Consider the following 22,798-nt stretch of genomic DNA (forward strand, 5'->3'; position numbering starts at 1 on the left):
ACTCAAAATCTATTACACTAACAATAACTTAATCGATTCATCATCCTAAGATCACAAACCAACATAAAGCGAATTGATGTGTTAGACGTTTCGCAAGACTTCAATTTTTTTGATCGCTTACAACCTACTCAGTAAACTAAGCAAACCGTGTCGATCTTCTGAAGCCTCTAGCGAGCGCCCACACAAATTATCTGATTATCTATTTTAAAGAGCGTGCTGACTGAATAATCAAACCAGACGTTAATCTAGTGAGTTGAACTTGGTCTTCGTTGCTCTGAAGCCTTGTCCGTGTCAGCGAGGGCGTATATTAAGGATCTACAGATTTAGTGCAAGCTCTTTTTAATATTTTTTCGAAATTCTTTAGTTTTAATCGTTGAGGAATATCTAATACAAAAAGAGGACTGCCGTTTTGGAGAGTAACTATGGCTCTCGTAGGTTGACAGCGATTTAAACATGTTGATGAATCGGCCACTTCAGACTCTGCACAATCTCAACGATTTACATTCATTATGAGCATGACATGCCCCCCTATGTACAGTTAAGAACATTGATAGGGACACACGCCACGACATCAACATAGCTCTACTAGAACTACCTGATTACTACCATTTTCGCTTTTATTAACGTAATTGCTTGAAGAAAATACCTAATATTCCCCAAAGGCCGTAAAGACAGAACATGCTCATCAGCAGTACGGCAGGTTCTAGTGCTACCAGAGCCAAAACCAATACAGCAATAAGTAACACAATAAAAGGAACACGCCCTTTTAAGTTTAAATCTTTAAAGCTTCGATATTTTACATTACTAACCATAAGCAAGCCGGTAATAGGTACTACTATGGTCATCAAGCTCGCTAAATCCTCCCCCGATACTCCTTTGTCATTAGCAGCCCAAATGATGCCTGCAACAATAGCCGCTGCAGCAGGACTTGGCAGACCGGTAAAGTAACGCTTTTCTTCGACACCAAGCATGGTATTAAAGCGCGCCAAACGAAGCGCGGCACCAACCGCGTAGATAAAGGCAGCAACCCAACCAACCTTACCGAATGGTGCCAACGACCAAGAAAACACAATCAACGCCGGCGCGATACCAAACGACACCATATCAGACAAGGAATCGTACTCGGCACCAAACGCACTTTGCGTATGAGTTAAACGTGCAACACGACCATCTAATCCATCCAGCACCATGGCAATAAAGACTGCCACGGCAGCGTGGGTAAAGTCTCCGTTCATTGCCGCAATAATAGAATAAAAACCCGAAAAAAGAGCCGCTGTAGTAAACAGATTAGGAAGCAAATAGACCCCTCTGTGTGGCTGTTTTTTCTCATCGCCTAAATCGACATCCTCAATTTCATCGACCGGAGACTTTTTTATATCTTCTATAGACATATCAAAGACCTTTTTATTACGTAGATGATTTATACAAGTTTGGCGAATGCTCGTTTCGCAGCCGCAATGGTATGATCAATGTCTTCATCCGTGTGTGCTTGTGAAATAAATCCAGCTTCGAATGCCGCCGGCGCAAGGTACACACCCTCCTCTAACATATGATGAAAAAAGGTCTGGAAAGACGCTAAATTACAACGCTGCACTTCTGCAAAAGTACTTACAACATCGGCGTTGGTGAAAAAGAAACCGAACATTCCACCTACATTTACCACACTAAAAGGCACACCAGCCTCATCCGCAGCTTTTTTCAAACCAGTAACAAGGCGATTGGCCTTTGCTCCCAAGGTTTGATGGAATCCTTCTTCGCTGATTTTATTCAACACCGCCAAACCAGCAACCATAGCAACAGGGTTCCCTGACAAGGTTCCCGCTTGATACACAGGCCCGAGAGGCGAAATACATTCCATAATGGCGCGTTTGCCACCAAATGCCCCTACTGGCATCCCCGCACCAATCACTTTTCCTAGCGTGGTTAAATCTGGCACTATACCAAAGTGCTCTTGCGCACCACCAAGGGCGACTCGAAAACCTGTCATGACTTCATCGAAAATCAACACAGCGCCGGATTCATCACACACCTTGCGCAACGCCTCAAGAAAACCTTTCACCGGCAAAATACAGTTCATGTTGCCAGCAACAGGCTCAACAATGATACAAGCGATTTGGTCGCCTATTTCTTCAAAACAACGCGTCACTTCTTCGATATCGTTATATTGCAGTGTGATGGTATGTTGCGCTAAATCGGCAGGAACACCTGGAGAATTAGGCACCCCCAAAGTCAGTGCGCCAGAGCCAGCTTTTACTAGTAACGAATCAGAATGACCGTGGTAACAGCCTTCAAATTTTACAATCTTATCGCGACCAGTATAACCACGGGCTAAACGAATTGCGCTCATGGTCGCTTCCGTACCAGAGTTCACCATTCTCACCATGTCCATAGAAGGCACCAACTCACAGACTTTTTCGGCCATGGTAATTTCAACTTCTGTTGGCGCACCAAAACTCAGGCCGAAATCCAACTGCTCTCGAACGGCGTCCAATACATCTGGGTGTGAATGCCCTAAAATCATTGGTCCCCAAGAACCAACATAGTCGATGTAACGCTTTTTGTCTTCGTCATAAACATAAGCACCTTCACCACGCTGGAAAAAAATCGGCGTGCCACCTACGCCATTAAATGCTCGAACCGGAGAATTTACGCCTCCAGGAATACGGTGTTGGGCACGTGCATATAGATCTTCTGAACGACTCATACTTTCTAAATCCTATAACTTAATGGTGTAAATCCGTACTGGATGAACTTTGATTCATTACGCTTTAACGCCTGCGCAAGATTAATCACTCTTTAATAAAAACTGATCGAGACGATGTCGAGACACCAAACGAAAAGACGAATTGGGCAGTGGCACAATCACTTCAGACAAGCCCGTCTTTTGAAACCAAGACAGCATATCTTCTAACGATGCCGGCTCTTCAATGACCGAGACAGGGGTTGAATCTGCGGCCCTTGATACATCCATTGCTACACCTTCTTCCAAGACAATAAGCCAAGGCTGTGGACCTGCATCTAATGTCTGAAGCGCATCTAATACGGCAAGTCGTCGCACTAAACGCCACTGACTGTCTTTTTCGTAAACCACATAGTCTATCATATTAGATGCCAAATCTTTTACTCGTTCTATCGGAGTAAAGGTTGGCAGTACCAAAACAGATTCCGCGACTGGCTTGATGGTATGGTGCTTTAAAAAGCGCTGAAAAGGACTCATGTTTGTCATCATTCCCATGAAATGCAAACGCTCAACAAAGACAGACTCCTGATGAAAAAACACCCTTATTAACAAACATGACAGAACGATCACAAACAAGGCAGGCACAATGGTGGCAGAAGAATGGGTCATTTCAATAATAGCGATCAACGCGGTTAGTGGTGCTTGAAAGCAGGTCGCCATCATCGCAGCCATTCCCAACAATGCAAACAAGGTCACATCCGTCATCCCTTCGCCAAACACAAGGCCTACCTGAACACCAGCCAAACCGCCGATAATAAACGTGGGACCTATCATGCCACCCGGAATTCCCATGCCAATCGTAAAAGCCGTTAGTACCGTTTTAACAACGATTAACAAAAACAAAGAATAAACAATCAGGTCCCCAGACAGTAAATGGCTTAAAGGTAAAAAACCACTACCAAGCGATTCAGGCAAATAGACAGCGGCTACGCAAGAGGCCAGCGCAACCAAAGCAAAACGCCACCACACAGACAAACCACTAAAGCGCCATAGTTGTTTTTGTGCCTGCAAAAACACTACCGACAACACTAAAATAAAAACAACCAAAGCAGAACAGGCGACAAATAAGTCCAAAGACAACACTAAAGAAGAAACTGCGTCTATGCTGATAATATCCAAAGGGCCAATAATATTGTGACTGACTAAGGTCGCTGTGACAGACGACAGCAATACTGGCAACACATAACGCTGTTGGTATTCCAAAAAAATCACTTCAAAAACAAACAATACACCGGCTAGTGGTGTTTGAAACACCGCTGAAATAGCGCCGGCTACACCACACGCTAACAGGGTTTCTACACCGTAACGAGGTAATTTTGCCTTCTGCGCTAACACGCTTCCAAGGGTGGCGCCAAGATGAACCGCCGGCCCCTCTTTACCAATAGACAAACCGCCAACCAAACCAATGGCGGCGGTAAAAAATTGCACCACGGCATTCCACACGGGCAAGTTACCATTATGATGGTTTAATCTTTCGACAACAAAGGGAACACCGACCTTATGCAGAGGCTTTGGCAACAAGGTGAAGACTAACGCCAACACAAAACACGCCCCTACCAACAACCCGACTCGCCATTCAACAGGCAACATCTCAAAGGCATCAAAATCCGTTCCCAAAAGGTATCGAGCAGGCAAATACACAACAGCATAAAACACCGCCATCAATAAACCACTAAACAAACCACAAACCGTACCTAACACAGCAAGAATTAACAGGTCATCGTATGTTTTGGCTTTTGAGGCCCATCTCTCTTTAAAATTTAGTCCTTTCAGATCATGGCTCCAATGACAAAAATGCATTCAAGAATGTACATACTGCTTTTATTTTGAGAGTAGTTTATCTCCTGTGAGAGCAAAAAACAGCTTTACCTATACACACTCATGACTTTAACAGATTGTTCTGTATATCAGTAGAATCAAAGAGTGTTCACCTTATTTAAACAATGAATGAATTTCCATTTGGCCTCATCAAAACAGCCAAACTTCCTGTACAATATTGGCCATTCATGTTCTCTATTGAAACACGATTAACAACGACTTTTATAAAAACAACGTCTACGACGTTGAACTCAGCAGGAGAGTTTTTATGCCATTATTAGACAGTTTCCGCGTCGATCACACCCGTATGGACGCCCCCGCCGTGCGTGTTGCAAAATCTATGGCGACACCAAAAGGTGACGACATTACGGTATTTGATTTGCGTTTTTGCGTGCCTAACGAAGAAATTCTTTCCGAACGCGGCATTCATACATTAGAGCATTTATTCGCTGGCTTTATGCGCGAACATTTGAATGGTGACGGTGTCGAGATCATCGACATTTCCCCTATGGGTTGCCGTACCGGTTTCTACATGAGCTTGATTGGTACGCCTTCAGAAGAGAAAGTGGCCGACTCTTGGAAAGCTGCTATGGCCGATGTACTCAACGTTAAGGCAAAATCGGATATTCCAGAATTAAACGAATATCAGTGTGGCACATACGAAATGCATTCTTTGGAAGAAGCGCAAGCTATTGCCAAAATGATCTTAGATCGCGATGTAAAAGTGAACAGCAATGAAGAACTTTACCTAAGCGAAGCTTTTTTGAAAGAGCACAGCTAAGCCTCTTCAAGTAAGGTTTAAAAAGTTCGTTCAAATAAAAGGTGACCCATGGTCACCTTTTTCTATTGTGTTGTTTGAGCATAAAAAAAACCGCGAATAATTCGCGGTTTCGTTTTGCTCATCCAGTCGAAAGAGGCTTATCTTATAAAGATAAGGTTTTCTCGCCACGGGCAATACCAGAAACACCTGTACGGACAACCTCAAGCAAATGAGCGCCGCCCAAAGCTTGCAAGAAACCATCAAGTTTATCTGACTCACCTACAATCTGAATCGTATAAATAGATGGCGTCATGTCCACGATGTTACCGCGGAAAATATCTACCGTACGTTTCACTTCGGCACGCTGTGCACCCGTTGCACGCACTTTAACCAACATCAACTCGCGCTCAATGTGCTGACCTTCGGTCAAATCCACCAACTTCACCACATCAATCAACTTATTCAGTTGCTTAGTGATTTGCTCGACCACTTGATCAGAACCGTATGTTGTCAGTGTAAGACGTGACAAAGTAGGATCGTCCGTGGCTGCTACGTTCAAAGATTCAATGTTGAAATTACGCTGAGAAAACAAACCCACCACTCGCGACAATGCACCTGGCTCATTTTCCATCAATACAGAAATAATGTGTCGCATATTAGGTTCGCTCCGTCTTACTCAAGAACATATCACGCATAGCACCACGAGGTACTTGCATTGGATACACATGCTCTTCTGGGTCCACATAACAGTTGATGAAAACCAACTGATCTGTCATGGCAAACGCTTCTTCCATTTTGGCGTCTAGCTCTTCTTTAGTACGAATTTCAACATACTTGTGACGGTAGGCATCCATAAGCACTTTAAAGTCAGGCAAAGAATCCATGTAGGAATTCGAGTAGCGGCCTTCGTAGTTCATATCTTGCCACTGACGAACCATACCTAAATAGCCGTTGTTAAGGCATAAAATTTTTACTGGTAGACCATATTGCAAACAGGTTGAAAGCTCTTGAATATTCATCTGAATACTGCCCTCGCCTGTCACACAGACAACAGTTTCTTCAGGGAAGCTCATTTTCACACCCATCGCCGCAGGCAAACCAAAGCCCATGGTGCCAAGGCCGCCAGAGTTCACCCAACGATTTGGCTTATCGAACTTGTAGTACTGCGCCGCAAACATCTGGTGCTGACCCACATCTGAAGCAACATAAGCGTCGCCTTTGGTCGCACGCCAACAAGCTTCAACGGCCGCTTGTGGTTTGATCTTATCGCTAGACGTATCGTAACGACCGCCGTGCACAAGGCGCCATTCGTTAATTTGCTTCCACCAACCGACAAGCGCTTCTGTATTAGAGCTTTGGCCTTCGATTAACGACAGCATTTCTTCTAACACTTGCCCGACCGGACCAACAATTGGCACGTCGGAACGAATGGTTTTAGAAATCGCAGCAGGATCGATATCGATGTGAATGATCTTCGCACCTGGACAGAATTTATCAGGGTCATTCGTTACACGGTCGTCAAAACGCGCACCCACTGCCAGAATAACGTCACTATGGTGCATGGTCATGTTGGCTTCATAAGCCCCATGCATTCCCAACATACCGACAAATTGTTTGTCGGTTCCTGGGTAGCCACCTAGCCCCATTAGAGTATTGGTCACTGGAACGTTTAGGTCTTTTGCCAATTTGATCAGAGCATCAGAAGCATTACCCATAATCACACCGCCACCGGCGTAAATAATAGGACGCTTAGCCGCCAACAAAAGCTCAACCGCTTTTTTAATTTGACCGCTGTGACCTTTCGTTGGTGGCGTATAAGAACGAATAGACACAGATTCTGGGTAGCTGTATTCGTATTTATCACCTGGCATGGTCATGTCTTTTGGCACATCAATCACCACAGGACCAGGACGACCTGTTGTGGCAATGTGATACGCTTTCTTCATGACCATTGGAATTTCAGAAGGATGCTTAATTGTGAAACTGTGCTTCACAATAGGGCGAGAGACCCCAACCATGTCGGTTTCTTGAAAGGCATCTTCACCAATTAGGTAGCTCATAACCTGGCCGCAAATAACAACCATTGGAATGGAATCCATATAAGCCGTTGCAATGCCTGTTACTGTGTTGGTTGCACCTGGGCCTGAAGTAACAAGCACTGTGCCTGCCTTGCCCGTCGCACGTGCATAACCATCAGCCATGTGCGTTGCCGCTTGTTCATGCCTAACCAGAATGTGTTTTACATCAGACTGACGATGCAACGCATCGTAAATGTGAAGGGCTGCACCACCTGGATAACCATAGATATACTCAACTCCCTCATCTTTGAGGAAGCGGGCGATCATTTCACCACCGGATAATAACTCCACCTTGTTACCCTCTATCGTATTTTCTGTCTTTTAATTTTAGTGCGACTATTGTAACCGCAGAAGACAAACAGATTAAAGTTGATCGAACGAAGTTTGCTTAACTAATCTGAGATAATTTCTAAAAAAGGAACACTCAAACGCAAGAAATCGCAGTGTTTACACTGCCCGCGTCTTTTCGCGAGAAGAAGCATAAAAAGACAATATTGCGTCGCATTATGCTTGTGTGTATCAGAACATATCTGATGAGATGAGCTAGTGGCTCATAAAAGGGCGTCATCGACAGGGTGTTGTCGAATTTTAGTGCGTTTTATTTTGTCTTCACACTCGGTTCATGTCAACACAAAGCGCGCAAACTGCGCATAAAAACTTGCTCTACAACACACTTCATGGTGTCATAGCGAGATAATTACACTAGGAGTTTTACCATGGCTAACGAGCTTAACCAACAACGTATTATTGATGAATTCACACGTTGTTTCCGCAAAATGTTGATGGACCCAGAACTTGCAGCTGAGTTGGTCCGTATTGCTAAAGAAAACATCAATCAGCCAAACGCTTACCAGCGCATTGCTGAAGAAGTGTCTAACCAGACCACGATTAAAATCCAAGAAGAACACACAGAAGCCGATCGTCGTTTTATTAAGCTACTTATGGACGTCGTAAAAGGCGACTCCCAGCTGTATTAATTTTGTTTCCACGCTAGGCAACACTACACTTGTCTAGCGTCTTACCTTTCGGTGTTCCCTTGCTCCCTTCGTTTTTATCTCATCCAGAACAGCTCGATCAACTTGCTTGCGACATTAAAGCGTGGGCACTCGATTTCGGTTTTGCTGAGGCTCGCATTGTTGATCCTGACTTAGCTCAATACAAAGATGAATACAACCAGTGGCTCGATCAAGACTATCACGCCGGCATGGATTACCTGGCGAACCACGGGGACATGCGCTTTTATCCGGAGCAGCTTCACCCTGGCACACGCCGAGTCATTTCCCTGCGCATGCATTATCTGCCCCAATCGGTTGAAACCGTCGAAAGGCTCAAAACGAAAAACAAGGCGTATATTGCTCGGTATGCGCTGGGGCGGGATTACCATAAACTCATTCGTAAGCGCTTGACTCAATTAGCAAAAAAAATTGAACAGGCCGTCGGTAACCATGGTTATCGTGCTTTTGTTGATAGCGCCCCCATACTAGAAAGACAAATCGCCGAACAAGCGGGCATGGGTTGGATCGGTAAAAACACCCTACTACTAACGCCCAAGGCGGGCAGCTGGTTTTTACTTGGAGAAATTTTCACCAACCTTCCTTTACCCGTTGATAAACCGACAGCCACTCGACACTGCGGCAGTTGCACCGCGTGCCTTACTCAATGCCCGACAGACGCCTTTGTCGAACCTTGGGTATTAGACGCAGGTAAGTGCATTTCCTACCTGACGATTGAGCACAAAGGGCCTATTCCTGTCGAACTTCGTAGCAAAATGGGCAATCGTATTTTTGGCTGTGACGATTGTCAGTTAGTATGCCCGTGGACTAAATTCGCCAAGCACACTAAAGAAGAAGACTTTCAACCTAGGCACAATTTAGACGCTGAAGACCTAATTACCCTATTTGAATGGGACGAAAGCACCTTTTTGAAGAACACCGAGGGGTCGCCGATTCGTCGAACTGGATTTGAAAACTGGCAACGCAATATTGCCGTCGCTCTAGGCAACGCTGCAAGTGATGAAGCGACACTTGCAGCACTAAAAAATGCGCTGCCTCACGCCTCTGAATTAGTCAAAGAACACATTGAATGGGCGTTGCAGCAGCACCTCAGTCACCCGATTTATGAGAAAAGCGCAATAACCCTTCCTGAGCCGTCGACGCCACCAGCTGACCCTGTTGATTGAATATCTGCCCTCGTGCAAACCCACGAGCCGCACTGGCGGAAGGGGAATCGGCCACATACAACAACCATTCATCTAATCGAAACGGACGATGAAACCAGATAGCGTGATCCAAACTGGCAATTTTAAGATAAGGATTGCCGATGGAAATACCATGGGGCATCAACGCGGTTTCAATAAAACCATAGTCCGTAGTGTAAGCCAGCATAGACTGATGGATCAGCGGATCATCAGGCAACGCCGCCACACTGCGAATCCACATATGGCGTTTGGCAATGCCTGGTCGTGGTCGAAAGGGGTTTTGATTTTCCACAATACGGTATTCAATCGGTCGATCTGACACAAACAGATCTCGCACTTTAGACGGAATTTCACTAGCGTGTTCCCGATACAAAGATAATTCAGATTTAAAGGATTCAGGCCCCGGCACATTGGGCATCGCATCTTGATGATCGAACCCTTCTTCCGTCACCTGAAAAGATACCGTCATCGACAAAATAGTCTTACCAAACTGCGACGCCAGTACTCGTCTTAGACTGAAACTGCGCCCATCGCGCACTTTTTCCACTTCATACTCAATAGGATGAGAGGAGTCTCCCGGACGCAAAAAATAGCAATGCAGCGAGTGAGGGAAACGCCCTTCTACCGTTTGCGTTGCTGCGCTTAATCCTTGACCGATCACTTGCCCACCAAAGACTTGTGGAAACCCAATATCTTGGCTTCCACCGATAAATTGAGTGTCTGACACTCGCTCTAACGTCAACAACCCAATCAAATGATTAACGACTGAATTCACCGTGGCTCTCCTTATCAAGTGTAAATGGCTTTATTATGCCGTTTTTTTAACTTAGGGTTTAAGATTTATTCCCAACAAACAAAAAATACCTCACAATTTTTTGCTATCACTTTGCTAAACAGGTGTTTTTTTGCTTTTATGGTGTCCTACGTTTTGAGGTACTTACTGCTTGGTTACGCCCGCATTAATTGATCCATTTGGTCGAAAAATTGATTATTTACGCATCTCTGTCACCGACCGATGTGATTTTCGCTGCACCTATTGCATGGACGAAGAAGTCACCTTTTTATCCAGAGAGCAAATATTGTCTTTGGAAGAAATTGTCTACGTTGCTAAAGCTTTTATCGCCATGGGCACCAAACGCATTCGTATCACCGGTGGTGAACCACTAGTACGCAAAAATATACTCTGGGCGATTGAACAAATCGCCAACACCCCAGGACTGGAAGAGCTCACCATCACCACTAATGGCTCTCAACTTTACAAGATGGCGCACAGCTTATTGGACGCCGGCGTGTCTCGCATCAACATCAGTTTAGACACCTTAAAAGCCGAACGCTTTCACGCCTTAACACGCCGAGATAAATTCCAACAGGTAATCAAGGGCATAGACGCGGTCAGTCAGCTGCCTTTTAAACGCTTAAAAATAAACAGCGTGATGCTCAAACAACACAACGATGACGAGCTATTCGATTTAGCCAAGTTCGCACTAGATCGTAAAATGGACATCAGCTTCATCGAAGAAATGCCGCTGGGCATTATTACTAACCACGATAGAGCAGCGACTTATCTGTCGAGTGACGAAGTCATCAGCACACTTAGCCAACATTACCAACTTACCCCCAGCAGCATGACCACCAGCGGCCCCACAACGTATTATCAAGTAGCAGGCCATGACCATAAAATTGGGGTCATTTCGCCTCACAGTCATAACTTTTGCGACACCTGTAATCGCGTACGCCTCACAGTGGAAGGACGCTTACTACTTTGTTTAGGTAACGAACACTCAAAAGATTTAAAAAGCGTTATTCGACAAACGTCAGGCGATAAAAAGCTCGACCAGACACAGCTGCAAAACGCTATTATCGATGCATTGGCACTCAAACCCCACAAGCATCACTTTGATCTCGATGACACCCCACAAATCTTGCGCTTTATGAGCGCAACCGGAGGCTAAATAAGAAACCCCATGGCTAAAATACCCACTCCTTTTCGTCCATTAAATATTAGCGTACTCACTGTTTCTGATACTCGATCCCTTGCCGAAGACACCTCTGGCGACGCCTTGATCGAATTACTGACTAGCGCGGGTCATCATTTAACAGAACGCACTCTTGTCAGAGACGATGTTTACCAAATGCGTGCGGTGGTTTCTAACTGGATCGCCAGCGACGCTACCCATGTTGTGCTCATTACTGGAGGCACAGGCTTTTATTCTCGCGACAGCACACCCGAAGCCATGACACCCTTATTTGATAAGACCATAGAAGGCTTTGGGGAGTTATTTAGACATATTTCCTATCAAGAGATTGGTACCTCAACCATTCAGTCTCGTGCCATTGCAGGGCTTGCTAATCAAACCTTGATCTTTTGTTTGCCCGGCTCAACTGGCGCATGCAAGACCGCTTGGCATGGTATTTTAAAAGAACAGCTTGATGCGTCTCATCGCCCTTGCAACTTCGTCAGTATGCTCATCGGGCCCTACGTTCCACCACTCAAAGAGGCCTAAAAAGCATGTCGACTTTACTCGCTTTTGAAGACGCGCTGCAGGATATTGCGGACAACGCCAGCATTCGCGTTACTGCTCATCATGTCCCTTTAGAGATAGCAGTTGGCCGTATTCTAGCCGAAGACATACTGGCTCAGATTGCGGTACCACCTCATGATAATAGTGCCATGGACGGTTACGCGCTGGCATTGGCCGACTGGCGAGAAGGTAAGGCGTTTCGTGTCAGCCAACGTATCGCAGCGGGACAGTCGCCTGTCGCACTTGAGCCAGGCACTTGTGCACGACTCTTCACCGGCGCCAATATTCCACCGGGCGCCGACACTGTCATCATGCAAGAGAATGCTCAGATCATTGGTGATACGCTGGCGTTTAACGACAAACCGACGTTGGGTAGTAACATTCGACCCAAAGGGCAGGATATGGATGTCGGTCAAACGGTCATGCGCGCAGGCGACACTATAACTCCTATCCACATGGGTCTGTTATCAAGCCTTGGTATCACCGAAGTAACTGTGTATCACACTTTGCGGGTGGGCATTCTTACCACCGGTGATGAGCTGGTACCAGCAGGAAAAGCGCTAAAAGAGGGGCAGATTTACAACTCAAACGGCCCCATGTTGAGCGCCTTAGTCACTCAAGCAGGTTATGAAGTGAGCCATTGTTTGCATGCCATGGACACTCCCGAAGCGACAGAGGCGGCGCTTAAAACGTTACTGGCATCCTCCGATGTTATCTTATCGTCGGGCGGGGTGTCCGTTGGGGAAGAAGACCATGTGAAAGGCGTGTTGGAAAAATTAGGCACGGTGCATTTATGGAAAATCGCTATAAAACCAGGCAAACCTCTGGTTCAAGCGTCTTTGAATGGCACGCCATTTTTAGGCTTGCCAGGCAACCCCAGTTCAACCCTAGTCACCTACCATTGGTTTGCTCGCCTATTGCTGTCGGTTTGTGCTGGCGCCACAGTACAAAGACCAAGAGCTTACCCAGTTGATGCGGGCTTTACGCGCAGCAAAACGATTCAAAGAGATGAATTTATCCGTGTATCAATTGGCAAAGATGGCCTTGCTTACGCTCATGCTCAGCAAAGTTCTGGAGCGCTTTTAGCGGCCTGCGAAAGCCAAGGCTATTTGCATATAAAGGCGAATACCCCTATCGAATATGGGCATTCTTATCCCTTCTACCCCTTCTCTGGGTTCTAAAACCGCTTAAACAAGCCTTTACACCTCGGTGTCGACAAAGGCTTGTTTAAGTAAACCACGGAACCAGATATGGGCTGCATCTTGTTGAAAGCGTTCGTGCCACATCATGGAATAATCAAAAGACCGGGTGATAAAAGGTAACTCATGAAAAGCAATATCCGCCACCGTTTCCGTCATGTCTTCTGCGAACAAACGCGGCACCGTGAGCAATAAATCACTGTCCATGACCACTCTAGCCGCTGGCACGAAGTTTGGTAAATGCATAGCAACTTGTCGCTTATGGCCCATTTTCTCAAGCTCACGGTCGACCGCGAAATACTCTCGACGCCCCAACACTACCTGAATATGACTAGCGGCTAAATAGCTTTCTAAAGTCAGTATCGGTACTGTATTGGGGTGATCTTTACGAGCTAAGCACACCATATGATCACTTTTCAGACGAGTCGCTCGAATACCAAGCGGTGGTTCTTTCGACAACACAGACACAGCAAGATCAATATCAAGCTGATCCATCTCCGTGACCATATCTTCGTGCCACGCTTTGACATCTAAAGTGGCGTTAGGAGCTTCTTGACGAAACTGATCAAGAATTTTCGGCAACACCGTCAAAGTACCAAAGTCTGTTGTCGACAAAATGAAACGCCGACGACTGGTCAAAGGATTAAATTCACTTGGCTGTATTAGGTTTTCCAGCCCGTTTAATGTCTCGGCTAATATGGGTGCTAAGCTTTGGGTTTTGACGGTAGCGGACAACCCATGAGACGTACGTAAAAACAAGGGATCATCAAACAAATCCCGTAGACGAGACAAAGACCGACTCACTGCAGGTTGAGATACATTAAGACGCGAAGCGGCCTTGGTGACGTTTTGCTCTTCTATTAATACATGAAAAACATACAGCAGGTTTAGATCAACATCAGACAATTTTATTTCTGACAAAACAGCACTCCGGCAAGCTTGTTATAATTAAGAATCATAACAAGCTTTTAAAAGTGACAATAGCTTTCTTATTAAGACCCTATGGCATTAATCTCATTAGTCGTCATACCTAACAGGTATAAAATACCGTTCAAACCGAGATTATTCATCGGACAAGGCGCTTGCTCTCTCACCAAAGGCTTAGCATGTAGGGCTACCCCTAGTGCGGCGTGATTCAACATAAGTAAATCATTTGCACCATCGCCACAGGCAATAGTTTGCGACCAATCCACCTGCTGAGCTTCAACGATCTGCGTGAGCAAATGCTTTTTGCGCGCGCCATCAACAATCTCACCTAAATGCTTGCCCGTTAAGACATTGTTTTGTATTTCCAACACGTTAGCGTGCACTTCCGTCATGCCATATTGCGCCTGTACTCGATCGGCGAAATAGGTAAAACCACCAGACAAAATAGCCGTATGCCAGCCAAAGTGATGTAACACTGGCATTAAGGTGGCAATACCGTCCATGTGCTGAATACGCTCATAGACACCGTCCATCACGGCGCTACTTAGTCCATTCAACAACGCCAAACGCTGCACAAAGCTGTCGACAAAATCAATTTCGCCGCGCATGGCGCTGGCAGTAACCGCAGCAATTTGCTCGCCGATGCCGGCTTCTACGGCTAGTTCGTCCATGACCTCGGCTTTAATTAACGTCGAATCCATATCAAACACAGCCACACCAGGGGTGCGAATATCCAACATGCTGGCCTGATAAATGTGGTCAATCCCCGTATGATTAGATAAAACTAATAGCTCTTTACGCACAGCTGTTTCGTCTAAAGCGCAATCATCTAGTAACAATTGCACGACCGCGACATCATCGTCTTGATTGGTAAGAACTCGCGACGATCCGGACAAACTGTGTTTTGCCAGCCAGTCATTAAATTGATCATGATAACCCGATGTAATTGAACCGATAAGAGTAATACTGGCAGACATAAACGCTCCTCATTCATTAGGGGAGCTACTATAACAAAAGGTTTTCTTTTCGCTAAGTCTCTGATCTGTTTTAAAGAAAACAGAAAATGGCCGTTATGATAGGTATACTTATTATTTTCACCTAAGCGTGACGCGTTACCCAAAGGAAGTGAATGAACATTCAATCGAAAAAGAAGGCAATAACGGCTTACTTACGCAGCAAAATTAGCGCGACGGTCGTCATGGTTGCCACCTTTATTTCTCTGATGATTCTAACCGTCTGCCTTTTTTGGTACACCATGACCCACGCATTGGGCAATTATCTCAATCAGCAAACCGAAGTACTCGGTAGCAGCCTCGCCACACAGGCGGCCTTCAACGCCACTCAATCCATTTTAAACAACGATTTACTCAGTCTAAATGTGCTGCTAAATCGCCTTGTGGTGGATGACAATATTTTAAGTGCTCGGGTTTACAACAAAAAAGACGAACTCTTAGCCGAGGCAGACAGCAGCCAATCTGGCGTTCGTACGGAGCAAAGTTATCGTCCAGACGACAAACGTCGTATTTACAGTTCAAGCATCAAATTTAGAGATGAGATCGTCGGCCATGTTCTCATTACCTTAGACAAAACCCCTGCTCAAGCAACACTGCAGCACTTAAATAATCTGCTGATTGGTCTGGCTATTTTTGTTTGTGCTCTGGCGCTGCTAATTATTATTTTGCTAACAAAGTGGTTATTTACCCCCATTAGTGACGCGACATCTGTGCTTGAAGCTTTTGGCAAAGGTAAATCAGCCTCTCTCTTTTCGCCTGCTCGCTACACAGAAGTAAAAAGCTTATTCAACGCTGTCGAAACCATACAGTCGCTTCCATTGCCCATAGACGAAAGCAAGGTTTCTGCCACGGAAGAAGCCTCTATCGCAGCCACAAAACCCCAGTTTGAAATCAACTTTGACGCTATTTTCGAAGAATCTCGACAACGCAGTTGCGTACTGTATTTTGATATTCTTAACGTTGAAGACTGGCACAAAGACATGACTCCTTTGCAGGTCTCTAATTTGTTGACACCCATCTATCGCGCCATGTTTCAAGCTTCTGAAATCTATTTAGGGCAGGTTCACCAATACAAAAACGACGCTGCTGTCGTATTGTTTAGCGCTCATCATTGCGATGACAATCTCTACCTTAACGCAGTCAGCACGGCACAACTATTTTTGGGTTTAATCGACAAGCTATTAGAAAACGAGCTGTATAAAGACGCGCCCACACTGAATTTTCACTTGGGACTTCATCAAGGCAATGCCCAAATAACCACTATGGTAAAAGAGGAGTATTTCAATGCCGACGAGATTACGCCTCTACTGAAGGAAATTGAACAACTCAGCCATTCTGAAAGTGTCAACAAACTGGTCATCACGGACGATATTTTCACTCTGCCACACATTCAAAACCGGGTTTTTACAGGACTACCAGAATTCATTGAAGACGGCGACAATGAAATTCTTGCTTATGAAGTGAAAGGCATGTCAGATAAATACAAACAACAAATCCATCGACATATCGTAGATATTATTCACCCTGAAGAAGAAGCCGACGCCCTTATATAAAAACACCCGCTTTTAGCGGGTGTTTCAAAGAATAATTTGGCTTAAGCTGGTCGTGATTGATATTGAATGTTACTCATCTAGCTGAATAACATCGTCCAACGACAGCCCTTCTTTGTCCATAATGAGGCGCAATTTTCGTAGCGCTTCCACCTGAATTTGACGAACTCGCTCCCTGGTTAAACCGATCTCGGCACCCACATGCTCCAATGTGCTGGCTTCGTGGCCCCGCAAGCCAAAGCGTCGTGTAATCACTTCGCACTGCTTTTCACTCAGCTCATTTAGCCACAGCTCGATACTTTGCAACACATCGCCTTCTTGGCGGTCGGCTTCTGGCCCTTGATGTAATGTATCCGCTAGAATTTCAACCAGACTCTTATCGTTGTTTTCGCCACCAAAAGTGGCATCAATCGAGCTGACTTTCTCATTGAGGCTGAGCATTTTTTGCACATCTTCCACGGGACAATCGAGCATGTCAGCAATTTCTTCGGCACTGGGCTCGTGATCAAGTTTTTGTGTCAATTCACGGGCAGCGCGCAAATACACATTCAATTCTTTCACCACATGGATAGGCAGGCGAATAGTACGAGTTTGATTCATTATGGCACGCTCAATGGTTTGACGTATCCACCATGTCGCGTAAGTTGAAAAACGAAAGCCACGTTCTGGATCAAATTTTTCGACCGCACGCATCAAGCCTAAATTCCCCTCTTCAATTAAATCAAGCAGGGATAAACCACGATTGAGATAACGTCGAGAAATCTTCACCACCAAACGCAAGTTGCTCTCTATCATGCGTTTACGAGCTTTTTCATCGCCTTTGAGCGCCAGCCGAGCAAAATATACTTCTTCCTCAGCGGTCAATAACGGGGTAAAACCTATTTCACTCAGATACATCTGAGTCACATCAAGGGTTCGTCCTGAGTCAGCTTCTGCATAACGAGCGTTCACAGCAGACTCAAAGGGATCGTCATCTACATCATCTAAGCCGTCATCAGACAACTCGCTGTCTAGGGGGTGATCTTTAGCAGCCTCCTCTTTTTGAGCTTCTATGCTGTCGTTATCCAATGTTCCTACATGAGCTTCGTTCGGTATTTTATTATTGCTATCTGTCAACTTCACGCCCTCCTTAAACTGCTAATTGTGTCTATTGCATTTTTGGTAAAACACTCAACGGATCAATGGGTTGACCATCTCGTCGCACCTCGAAATGCAACAATGGTCGTTCTTTCCCTTTGCCTCCAATCACCGCCAAAGAATCCCCCACCCGAACCATCTGCTTTTCTTTGACTAAAATATTATCGTTGTAAGCATAAGCGCTTAGATATACATCATTGTGCTTGACGATAACAAGGTTCCCATAGCCAATCAGACCATTTCCTGCATACACCACAATACCATCTGCAGCAGCTTTGACCAATTCACCTTCCCCTCCCTTTATGTCGATGCCTTTACTGCTTACTCCAGAATTTGAGAAGCTGCGCGTAACCTTGCCGTTAACTGGCCATGACCAGTCGCTGGTCATTTTATCACCCAGAACGATAGGCGCTGGCACCTTTTCGTTGGTATGCACAGGAATAGAGGCTTTTTCCGGCGCTTTGGTCGTTGTCGCTACCGGCGCGGTCGGCGCTTTAGGTCGAGTTGGTACAGGCGATGCGGCTGACGAAGTGTTTGCTGGCACGGCAGGCGTCTCTTTCACAATTAACGCCGGCGTGCTGGCCGTATTTGATCGAGACGGAGCTGCGCCTTTGAGACGGATTTTTTGATTAGGGTAAATCACATAAGGGGAAGCAATTCGGTTGGACTGAGCTAACTCACGATAATCTAACCCATAGCGGAAAGCGATAGAGAACAAGGTATCACCTTGCTTAACTCGATAAACGCCAGACGACGGCAGCGGTGCAACACGGGCACTGTTGCTCGAGTAGGACCCATTGTCCTTGTCAGAGTAATGCAAAATCTCATAAGAACATCCAGACAAAAACAGACACACTAACACCAAGCCACAAGCGGGCCGAGTCAAAAAAGTGAGTCCGTTTTCTAGTAAGGGACAGCGAAAAATAAACCTTACCCCGTTGTTCTTATTGAGTTAATGGTCAGCATGTACGTTCTTCTGTAGAAAAATACGAGAAATAAGAATAACACTCAAACTGCCAATCAACAGACACACCAAGGGAAAAAATAGATCATTTAGCCAATAAAAATTCACTTGCTGCCAAGGTAGAATCAAATGCTCTTCCAAAGGCAAAGTTTTGCTACCGACTTGGCTCCAGGTATCCGTTACCTTCCATGGCCACACCTTCACCAATGCACCAAGCATGACGCCCGTCAACAAGGCCAGTGTCATTGATCTTGCGTGAGTCAGCAAGTAATTCAGTAACTTGGAAAAACTCAGTAAACCAACCAAGGCACCAGCGGCAAAAATAGCAATAACCACCAGGTCCAACCCCTTCACCGCGGACAGTACAAAACCGTACATACCCATCATCAAGAGCAAAAAACTGCCTGATATGCCCGGTAAAATCATTGCACAGATGGCAATCATGCCCGCTAAAAACACCATAAGAGGCGATGTGTTCATCTGCGTTGGCACCAGCAAAGACAAGCTCGCACCAATAGCCGCTCCCAACAGCATAATCACAGCGTGACGCAACGCAAAGCCTCTGATTTCGGTGATCAAAAAATACGCCGAGGCCAAAATCAAGCCAAAAAAGAAACTCCACAAATAACTCGGGTAAGTTGCCAATAAGTGCGTAATCAACCCAGCAATCAGGAAAATACTGCTTAAAATTCCCGCTCCTAAAGGCAACAATAAGGCACCATCAAAATGACGCCATAAGCCTTTTATGTCGCCTTTAAAAAGCATCCCTAAACTGGTTTTATTCACACCACTAAGCGCGGCGATTAAACGGTCGTACACACCTAAAATAAAGGCGATGGTACCGCCCGATACGCCAGGCACCACATCGGCTACGCCCATTAAAGCGCCACTTAAATATATTTTTAGCCAATTAGGCATGTTCTATTCCTTCTAATAACGGCACAAAATTCGCCGCCTCTGTACCTAAACATTGCCAACTGTCACCTTTTTTACGCCAGCACCCGATATGGGCGCTAGGCTGGTCAATGGGCATAATTAAAATACCGCCTTGCTTTAGACAATCGGTTAAAGCCAAAGGGATTTTACTCGCCATTGCAGTAATGATCACCGCATCCATCTCTACTTTTTGGGGCCAGCCACTGTGTCCGTCACCAAAAAGATACTCCACATTATTGATTCCCATCGAAGACAAGCGCACCTTGGCTTTTTCGTAAAGGGGTTGTTGTCGCTCTATGGTGTGCACCTTATTAAAAAAATGCGCCAGAATTCGTGTTTGATACCCCGAACCAGTTCCCACCTCCAGCACCCGACCCAATCGAGCATGGGCCAACAACCATTGGGTCATTCTCGCGACAGTCAATGGCTGACTGATGGTTTGGCTCCGACCAATAGGCAAAGGCGTAGCCGAATAGGCCAAATGAGAGAACGCTGGTTCAACGAACTCGTGCCGAGGAATCGATGCCATCAGCGACAAAAGCCCTTCATGAGTGATGCCTTTGGCCCTAAGCTGACGCACCATTTCGGCGGCTTTCGGCTCAGTTCGAGTCAGGAGATGATTCAGATCGTTCGGGCTCATAAGCTCAGAGTGTCAGTCCATTTCTCAAGGGGGGGTTTGGCCTCATAACAGGTCATGTCGGTGTGAATAGGAGTGATGGACACATAGCCATTAGCGATAGCATGAAAATCCGTGCCTTCTGATCCATCGTTCGCCTCAGATAAGGCGCCAATCCAAAAACTCGGCAAACCTCTAGGGTGCTGAGCCGGAATCGGTGCTTGTGCCTGATGACGATGACCCAAATGCGTTACCTGAATGCCTTTTAGTTCGTCATAAGGCAAATCAGGCACATTCACATTAAGCAAAATTCCAGCCGGTAAATTCAAGGTGCTTGCCTCTTTGAGTAACTGCATAACAACCTTTGCGGCGGTATCAAAATGCTGTTTCCCCACCAAGGACACGGCCAACGCAGGGCGCCCCAAATGACGCGCCTCCATGGCGGCGGCCACCGTACCGGAATAAATCACATCGTCGCCCAAATTGGCGCCGTGATTGATACCAGAAACCACCAGATCCACATCCCCATCGATCATGCCAGCCAAGACCAAATTGACACAGTCACTGGGCGTGCCATCGACACGATATTGGTTTGCTGAGACTTGCACTGGTTGAATGGGTCGAGACAGGGTAAGCGCATTACTCGACGCGCTTTGATTTCTGTCTGGTGCCACGACTAAGGTATCGTATTCTTGCTGTAAAAAACGCGCCAAGGTTTGAATGCCCAATGCATCCAAACCATCATCATTGGCGATCAATATTCTCATGGTACATCTCTGCTGATTTGTCCGTAAAATCCACCATTTCGCGCAATAGGCTTGTCGCAAAACAGCCTTTTGGTAGGGAGAACTCCACAATTAATTGCGTATTGTTCGTGCTGTCTGTCTTGTTGGATAGCAATTCCCAGGCCATATTCATGGGCACAAGGCGCGCCAATCGGCTGTCTCGTGATAGATCAAAAGTAAGTAAACCCTCGATCAAATCGGTGCTCTGTGCCAAAGAGCTTTTGATCGCCGCTTCACGCTGAGCACCGGTTCCGGCTTCCCATCCCTCGCTGACCATAGGCAACACAGGACTGATCTCGCCTTGTAAGACTTTACGATGCATTAACGCACCCACTTCTTTGACGCGAAACTGTTCGTCGTGAGATTGGAATTGAGCAATATCGCCATCGCACAAACGCATCCACATGCCATTTTCCACCTGGTCACTGAGCGCTTCGTTAAAGCACCAAGAGCGAATAGCAGACAGCCAGAAAGACTCGGTTTTGGATAATTTGCGGCGACTTTGCCGCCCGTTAAGTACTAACTCCTTGCCGTTGTGCAAATTATTACCGTTTATACCAAACCGCTGAGGACCATAATAATTAGGCACACCTGCTTGTTTGATAAGCTGCAAGCGCGCTTCTAATTCTTCTAAATCGCCTTCAACCGAACGCAAGCGAATCACGAAACGATTGGCCAAATGTGTGCCCGTGCGCAATTTTTTTGAATGACGCAACTGGGCAATTACACGAACACTTTCTGGTGCACGAAACGCTTCTTGAATGCTAGACAAGTTAGGTTGCTTGTTTAACACATGCAGACAAAACCATTGTCGGGTGCAAGCATGACGATCTTTCACCCCGCTGTAAGTCACTTTATTGGCCGCAATCCCAGCCAATTGCGCCAAACGCTTAGCAAGAAAATCGGTGTTCACGCCTTCTTTTTCGATGAACACAAAGCAAAATTCGCCTTTGTCATCGGGTTCAAAACCCAACTGCTCTTCCACATAAAAATCTTGTACGTGGGTTTTCAAATCGGCGGTCACTGTCGGCTTTGACCAGGCATAGCGCCATTGTGTGTTCATAGTGTTCCTTGTTGATAAATCAGCGCCACTGCCTCAACAGCAATGCCCTCTTTGCGTCCGACAAAGCCCAGCTTTTCGGTCGTCGTGGCTTTGACGTTAACCGCCTCAATCGCAATAGACAAGTCAGCGGCAATGTTGGCGCGCATGGCGTCCACATGAGGGCGCATTTTAGGCGCTTCGGCGAGAATCGTCACGTCCACATTGCCAACCAAAAAACCAAGAGATTGCACTTCTTGATAGGCTCGACGCAACAAAAGACGACTGTCGGCCCCTGCAAACTCGGCGTCGGTGTCGGGAAAATGTTTACCTATGTCGCCCAAGGCCGCGGCGCCCAACAGTGCATCGGTCAAAGCATGTAAGGCCACATCGCCATCGGAGTGGGCAACTAAACCTTGAGAATAGGGAATGCTCACGCCACCTAATACAATGTGGTCGCCGTCGCCAAATTTGTGAACATCAAAACCGTGGCCAATACGAAATGGCAGCATTACGA

22 protein-coding genes are annotated in these 22,798 nt (G+C 46.0%); 7 read left to right on the top strand and 15 right to left on the bottom strand.

Annotated features, from left to right (window positions below; all coding sequences use genetic code 11):
- Positions 1-620: 620 nt before the first annotated feature.
- From pssA to J9B83_RS06615, 3 genes are all read right to left on the bottom strand, one after another.
- Positions 621-1,391: a CDP-diacylglycerol--serine O-phosphatidyltransferase gene (gene pssA, locus J9B83_RS06605; RefSeq protein ID WP_211535959.1), complete on the bottom strand. Its 771-nt coding sequence runs from the start codon at positions 1,389-1,391 to the stop codon at positions 621-623.
- 29 nt (positions 1,392-1,420) lie between these two features.
- The gene (gene hemL / locus J9B83_RS06610; protein WP_211535960.1) at positions 1,421-2,704 is read right to left on the bottom strand and encodes a glutamate-1-semialdehyde 2,1-aminomutase; all 1,284 of its coding nucleotides are present in this window, start codon (positions 2,702-2,704) and stop codon (positions 1,421-1,423) included.
- Positions 2,705-2,785: 81 nt separating this feature from the next.
- On the bottom strand, positions 2,786-4,540 hold the full coding sequence (locus J9B83_RS06615) for a chloride channel protein (RefSeq protein ID WP_211535961.1): 1,755 nt from the start codon (positions 4,538-4,540) through the stop codon (positions 2,786-2,788).
- A gap of 286 nt (positions 4,541-4,826) precedes the next feature.
- Between J9B83_RS06615 and luxS the strand changes: the two genes are divergently transcribed.
- Entirely contained in the window at positions 4,827-5,339 is a 513-nt protein-coding gene (luxS, locus tag J9B83_RS06620; protein ID WP_211535962.1) for an S-ribosylhomocysteine lyase, read from the top strand.
- A 142-nt stretch (positions 5,340-5,481) separates the two neighbouring features.
- Here the strand turns inward: luxS and ilvN are convergent, their stop codons facing one another.
- Together ilvN and J9B83_RS06630 are read right to left on the bottom strand one after the other, a co-directional pair.
- Entirely contained in the window at positions 5,482-5,973 is a 492-nt protein-coding gene (gene ilvN, locus J9B83_RS06625; RefSeq protein ID WP_211535963.1) for an acetolactate synthase small subunit, read from the bottom strand.
- Position 5,974: 1 nt separating this feature from the next.
- Positions 5,975-7,687: an acetolactate synthase 3 large subunit gene (locus tag J9B83_RS06630; protein WP_211535964.1), complete on the bottom strand. Its 1,713-nt coding sequence runs from the start codon at positions 7,685-7,687 to the stop codon at positions 5,975-5,977.
- A 425-nt stretch (positions 7,688-8,112) separates the two neighbouring features.
- On the opposite strand from J9B83_RS06630, the gene J9B83_RS06635 reads away from it, so the two are divergent.
- Both J9B83_RS06635 and queG read left to right on the top strand, forming a co-directional pair.
- The gene (locus J9B83_RS06635; protein WP_211535965.1) at positions 8,113-8,373 is read left to right on the top strand and encodes a hypothetical protein; all 261 of its coding nucleotides are present in this window, start codon (positions 8,113-8,115) and stop codon (positions 8,371-8,373) included.
- Between the two features lie 59 nt (positions 8,374-8,432).
- Positions 8,433-9,575: a tRNA epoxyqueuosine(34) reductase QueG gene (gene queG / locus J9B83_RS06640; protein ID WP_211536110.1), complete on the top strand. Its 1,143-nt coding sequence runs from the start codon at positions 8,433-8,435 to the stop codon at positions 9,573-9,575.
- On the opposite strand, the gene J9B83_RS06645 is transcribed toward queG, so the two are convergent.
- Positions 9,499-10,368: an acyl-CoA thioesterase gene (locus tag J9B83_RS06645; protein WP_211535966.1), complete on the bottom strand. Its 870-nt coding sequence runs from the start codon at positions 10,366-10,368 to the stop codon at positions 9,499-9,501. The two genes, queG and J9B83_RS06645, sit on opposite strands and share 77 nt — an antisense overlap.
- A 169-nt stretch (positions 10,369-10,537) precedes the next feature.
- On the opposite strand from J9B83_RS06645, the gene moaA reads away from it, so the two are divergent.
- Genes moaA through J9B83_RS06660 form a run of 3 tightly spaced genes read left to right on the top strand, consistent with a single transcriptional unit; the run spans position 10,538 to position 13,296 of the window.
- The gene (gene moaA, locus J9B83_RS06650; RefSeq protein ID WP_211535967.1) at positions 10,538-11,545 is read left to right on the top strand and encodes a GTP 3',8-cyclase MoaA; all 1,008 of its coding nucleotides are present in this window, start codon (positions 10,538-10,540) and stop codon (positions 11,543-11,545) included.
- Between the two features lie 12 nt (positions 11,546-11,557).
- Complete coding sequence (gene moaB, locus J9B83_RS06655; protein ID WP_211535968.1) at positions 11,558-12,097, top strand: molybdenum cofactor biosynthesis protein B; 540 nt, start codon at positions 11,558-11,560, stop codon at positions 12,095-12,097.
- A gap of 5 nt (positions 12,098-12,102) precedes the next feature.
- Entirely contained in the window at positions 12,103-13,296 is a 1,194-nt protein-coding gene (locus J9B83_RS06660) for a molybdopterin molybdotransferase MoeA (protein WP_211535969.1), read from the top strand.
- 18 nt (positions 13,297-13,314) lie between these two features.
- Here J9B83_RS06660 and J9B83_RS06665 read toward each other — a convergent pair whose 3' ends face one another.
- Together J9B83_RS06665 and serB are read right to left on the bottom strand one after the other, a co-directional pair.
- Positions 13,315-14,235, bottom strand: a complete 921-nt coding sequence (locus J9B83_RS06665; protein WP_211535970.1) for a LysR family transcriptional regulator — start codon at positions 14,233-14,235, stop codon at positions 13,315-13,317.
- 71 nt (positions 14,236-14,306) lie between these two features.
- Positions 14,307-15,218, bottom strand: coding sequence for a phosphoserine phosphatase SerB (gene serB / locus J9B83_RS06670; RefSeq protein WP_211535971.1), 912 nt, complete (start codon positions 15,216-15,218; stop codon positions 14,307-14,309).
- Between the two features lie 152 nt (positions 15,219-15,370).
- On the opposite strand from serB, the gene J9B83_RS06675 reads away from it, so the two are divergent.
- Positions 15,371-16,807 (top strand): AhpA/YtjB family protein, encoded by a 1,437-nt coding sequence (locus tag J9B83_RS06675; protein ID WP_211535972.1) that lies wholly within the window; start codon positions 15,371-15,373, stop codon positions 16,805-16,807.
- 69 nt (positions 16,808-16,876) lie between these two features.
- Here the strand turns inward: J9B83_RS06675 and rpoS are convergent, their stop codons facing one another.
- The 7 genes from rpoS to ispF form a co-directional block, all read right to left on the bottom strand.
- On the bottom strand, positions 16,877-17,872 hold the full coding sequence (rpoS, locus tag J9B83_RS06680; protein ID WP_268927861.1) for an RNA polymerase sigma factor RpoS: 996 nt from the start codon (positions 17,870-17,872) through the stop codon (positions 16,877-16,879).
- Positions 17,873-17,951: 79 nt separating this feature from the next.
- Positions 17,952-18,827: a peptidoglycan DD-metalloendopeptidase family protein gene (locus J9B83_RS06685; protein WP_211535973.1), complete on the bottom strand. Its 876-nt coding sequence runs from the start codon at positions 18,825-18,827 to the stop codon at positions 17,952-17,954.
- 66 nt (positions 18,828-18,893) lie between these two features.
- Positions 18,894-19,823 (bottom strand): DUF368 domain-containing protein, encoded by a 930-nt coding sequence (locus J9B83_RS06690; RefSeq protein WP_211535974.1) that lies wholly within the window; start codon positions 19,821-19,823, stop codon positions 18,894-18,896.
- Positions 19,816-20,481, bottom strand: a complete 666-nt coding sequence (locus J9B83_RS06695) for a protein-L-isoaspartate(D-aspartate) O-methyltransferase (RefSeq protein WP_211535975.1) — start codon at positions 20,479-20,481, stop codon at positions 19,816-19,818. The genes J9B83_RS06690 and J9B83_RS06695 overlap by 8 nt, the downstream gene beginning before the upstream one ends.
- Complete coding sequence (surE, locus tag J9B83_RS06700; protein WP_211535976.1) at positions 20,478-21,224, bottom strand: 5'/3'-nucleotidase SurE; 747 nt, start codon at positions 21,222-21,224, stop codon at positions 20,478-20,480. The genes J9B83_RS06695 and surE overlap by 4 nt, the downstream gene beginning before the upstream one ends.
- A complete protein-coding gene (truD, locus tag J9B83_RS06705; protein WP_211535977.1) occupies positions 21,202-22,305 on the bottom strand; it encodes a tRNA pseudouridine(13) synthase TruD in 1,104 nt (367 codons plus the stop codon). The genes surE and truD overlap by 23 nt, the downstream gene beginning before the upstream one ends.
- Entirely contained in the window at positions 22,302-22,793 is a 492-nt protein-coding gene (ispF, locus tag J9B83_RS06710) for a 2-C-methyl-D-erythritol 2,4-cyclodiphosphate synthase (protein WP_211535978.1), read from the bottom strand. The genes truD and ispF overlap by 4 nt, the downstream gene beginning before the upstream one ends.
- Positions 22,794-22,798 lie beyond the last annotated feature (5 nt).

The organism is Marinomonas vulgaris (genome assembly GCF_018145875.1).
In the GTDB taxonomy this organism is placed as follows: domain Bacteria; phylum Pseudomonadota; class Gammaproteobacteria; order Pseudomonadales; family Marinomonadaceae; genus Marinomonas; species Marinomonas vulgaris.

Coding starts and splice junctions, on each gene's coding strand:
- pssA (WP_211535959.1), bottom strand. CDS start 1,391: ATGTCTATAGAAGATATAAAAAAGTCTCCGGTCGATGAAATTGAGGAT.
- hemL (WP_211535960.1), bottom strand. CDS start 2,704: ATGAGTCGTTCAGAAGATCTATATGCACGTGCCCAACACCGTATTCCT.
- J9B83_RS06615 (WP_211535961.1), bottom strand. CDS start 4,540: ATGCATTTTTGTCATTGGAGCCATGATCTGAAAGGACTAAATTTTAAA.
- luxS (WP_211535962.1), top strand. CDS start 4,827: ATGCCATTATTAGACAGTTTCCGCGTCGATCACACCCGTATGGACGCC.
- ilvN (WP_211535963.1), bottom strand. CDS start 5,973: ATGCGACACATTATTTCTGTATTGATGGAAAATGAGCCAGGTGCATTG.
- J9B83_RS06635 (WP_211535965.1), top strand. CDS start 8,113: ATGGCTAACGAGCTTAACCAACAACGTATTATTGATGAATTCACACGT.
- moaB (WP_211535968.1), top strand. CDS start 11,558: ATGGCTAAAATACCCACTCCTTTTCGTCCATTAAATATTAGCGTACTC.
- J9B83_RS06660 (WP_211535969.1), top strand. CDS start 12,103: ATGTCGACTTTACTCGCTTTTGAAGACGCGCTGCAGGATATTGCGGAC.
- serB (WP_211535971.1), bottom strand. CDS start 15,218: ATGTCTGCCAGTATTACTCTTATCGGTTCAATTACATCGGGTTATCAT.
- J9B83_RS06675 (WP_211535972.1), top strand. CDS start 15,371: ATGAACATTCAATCGAAAAAGAAGGCAATAACGGCTTACTTACGCAGC.
- J9B83_RS06690 (WP_211535974.1), bottom strand. CDS start 19,823: ATGCCTAATTGGCTAAAAATATATTTAAGTGGCGCTTTAATGGGCGTA.
- J9B83_RS06695 (WP_211535975.1), bottom strand. CDS start 20,481: ATGAGCCCGAACGATCTGAATCATCTCCTGACTCGAACTGAGCCGAAA.
- surE (WP_211535976.1), bottom strand. CDS start 21,224: ATGAGAATATTGATCGCCAATGATGATGGTTTGGATGCATTGGGCATT.
- truD (WP_211535977.1), bottom strand. CDS start 22,305: ATGAACACACAATGGCGCTATGCCTGGTCAAAGCCGACAGTGACCGCC.
- ispF (WP_211535978.1), bottom strand. CDS start 22,793: ATGCTGCCATTTCGTATTGGCCACGGTTTTGATGTTCACAAATTTGGC.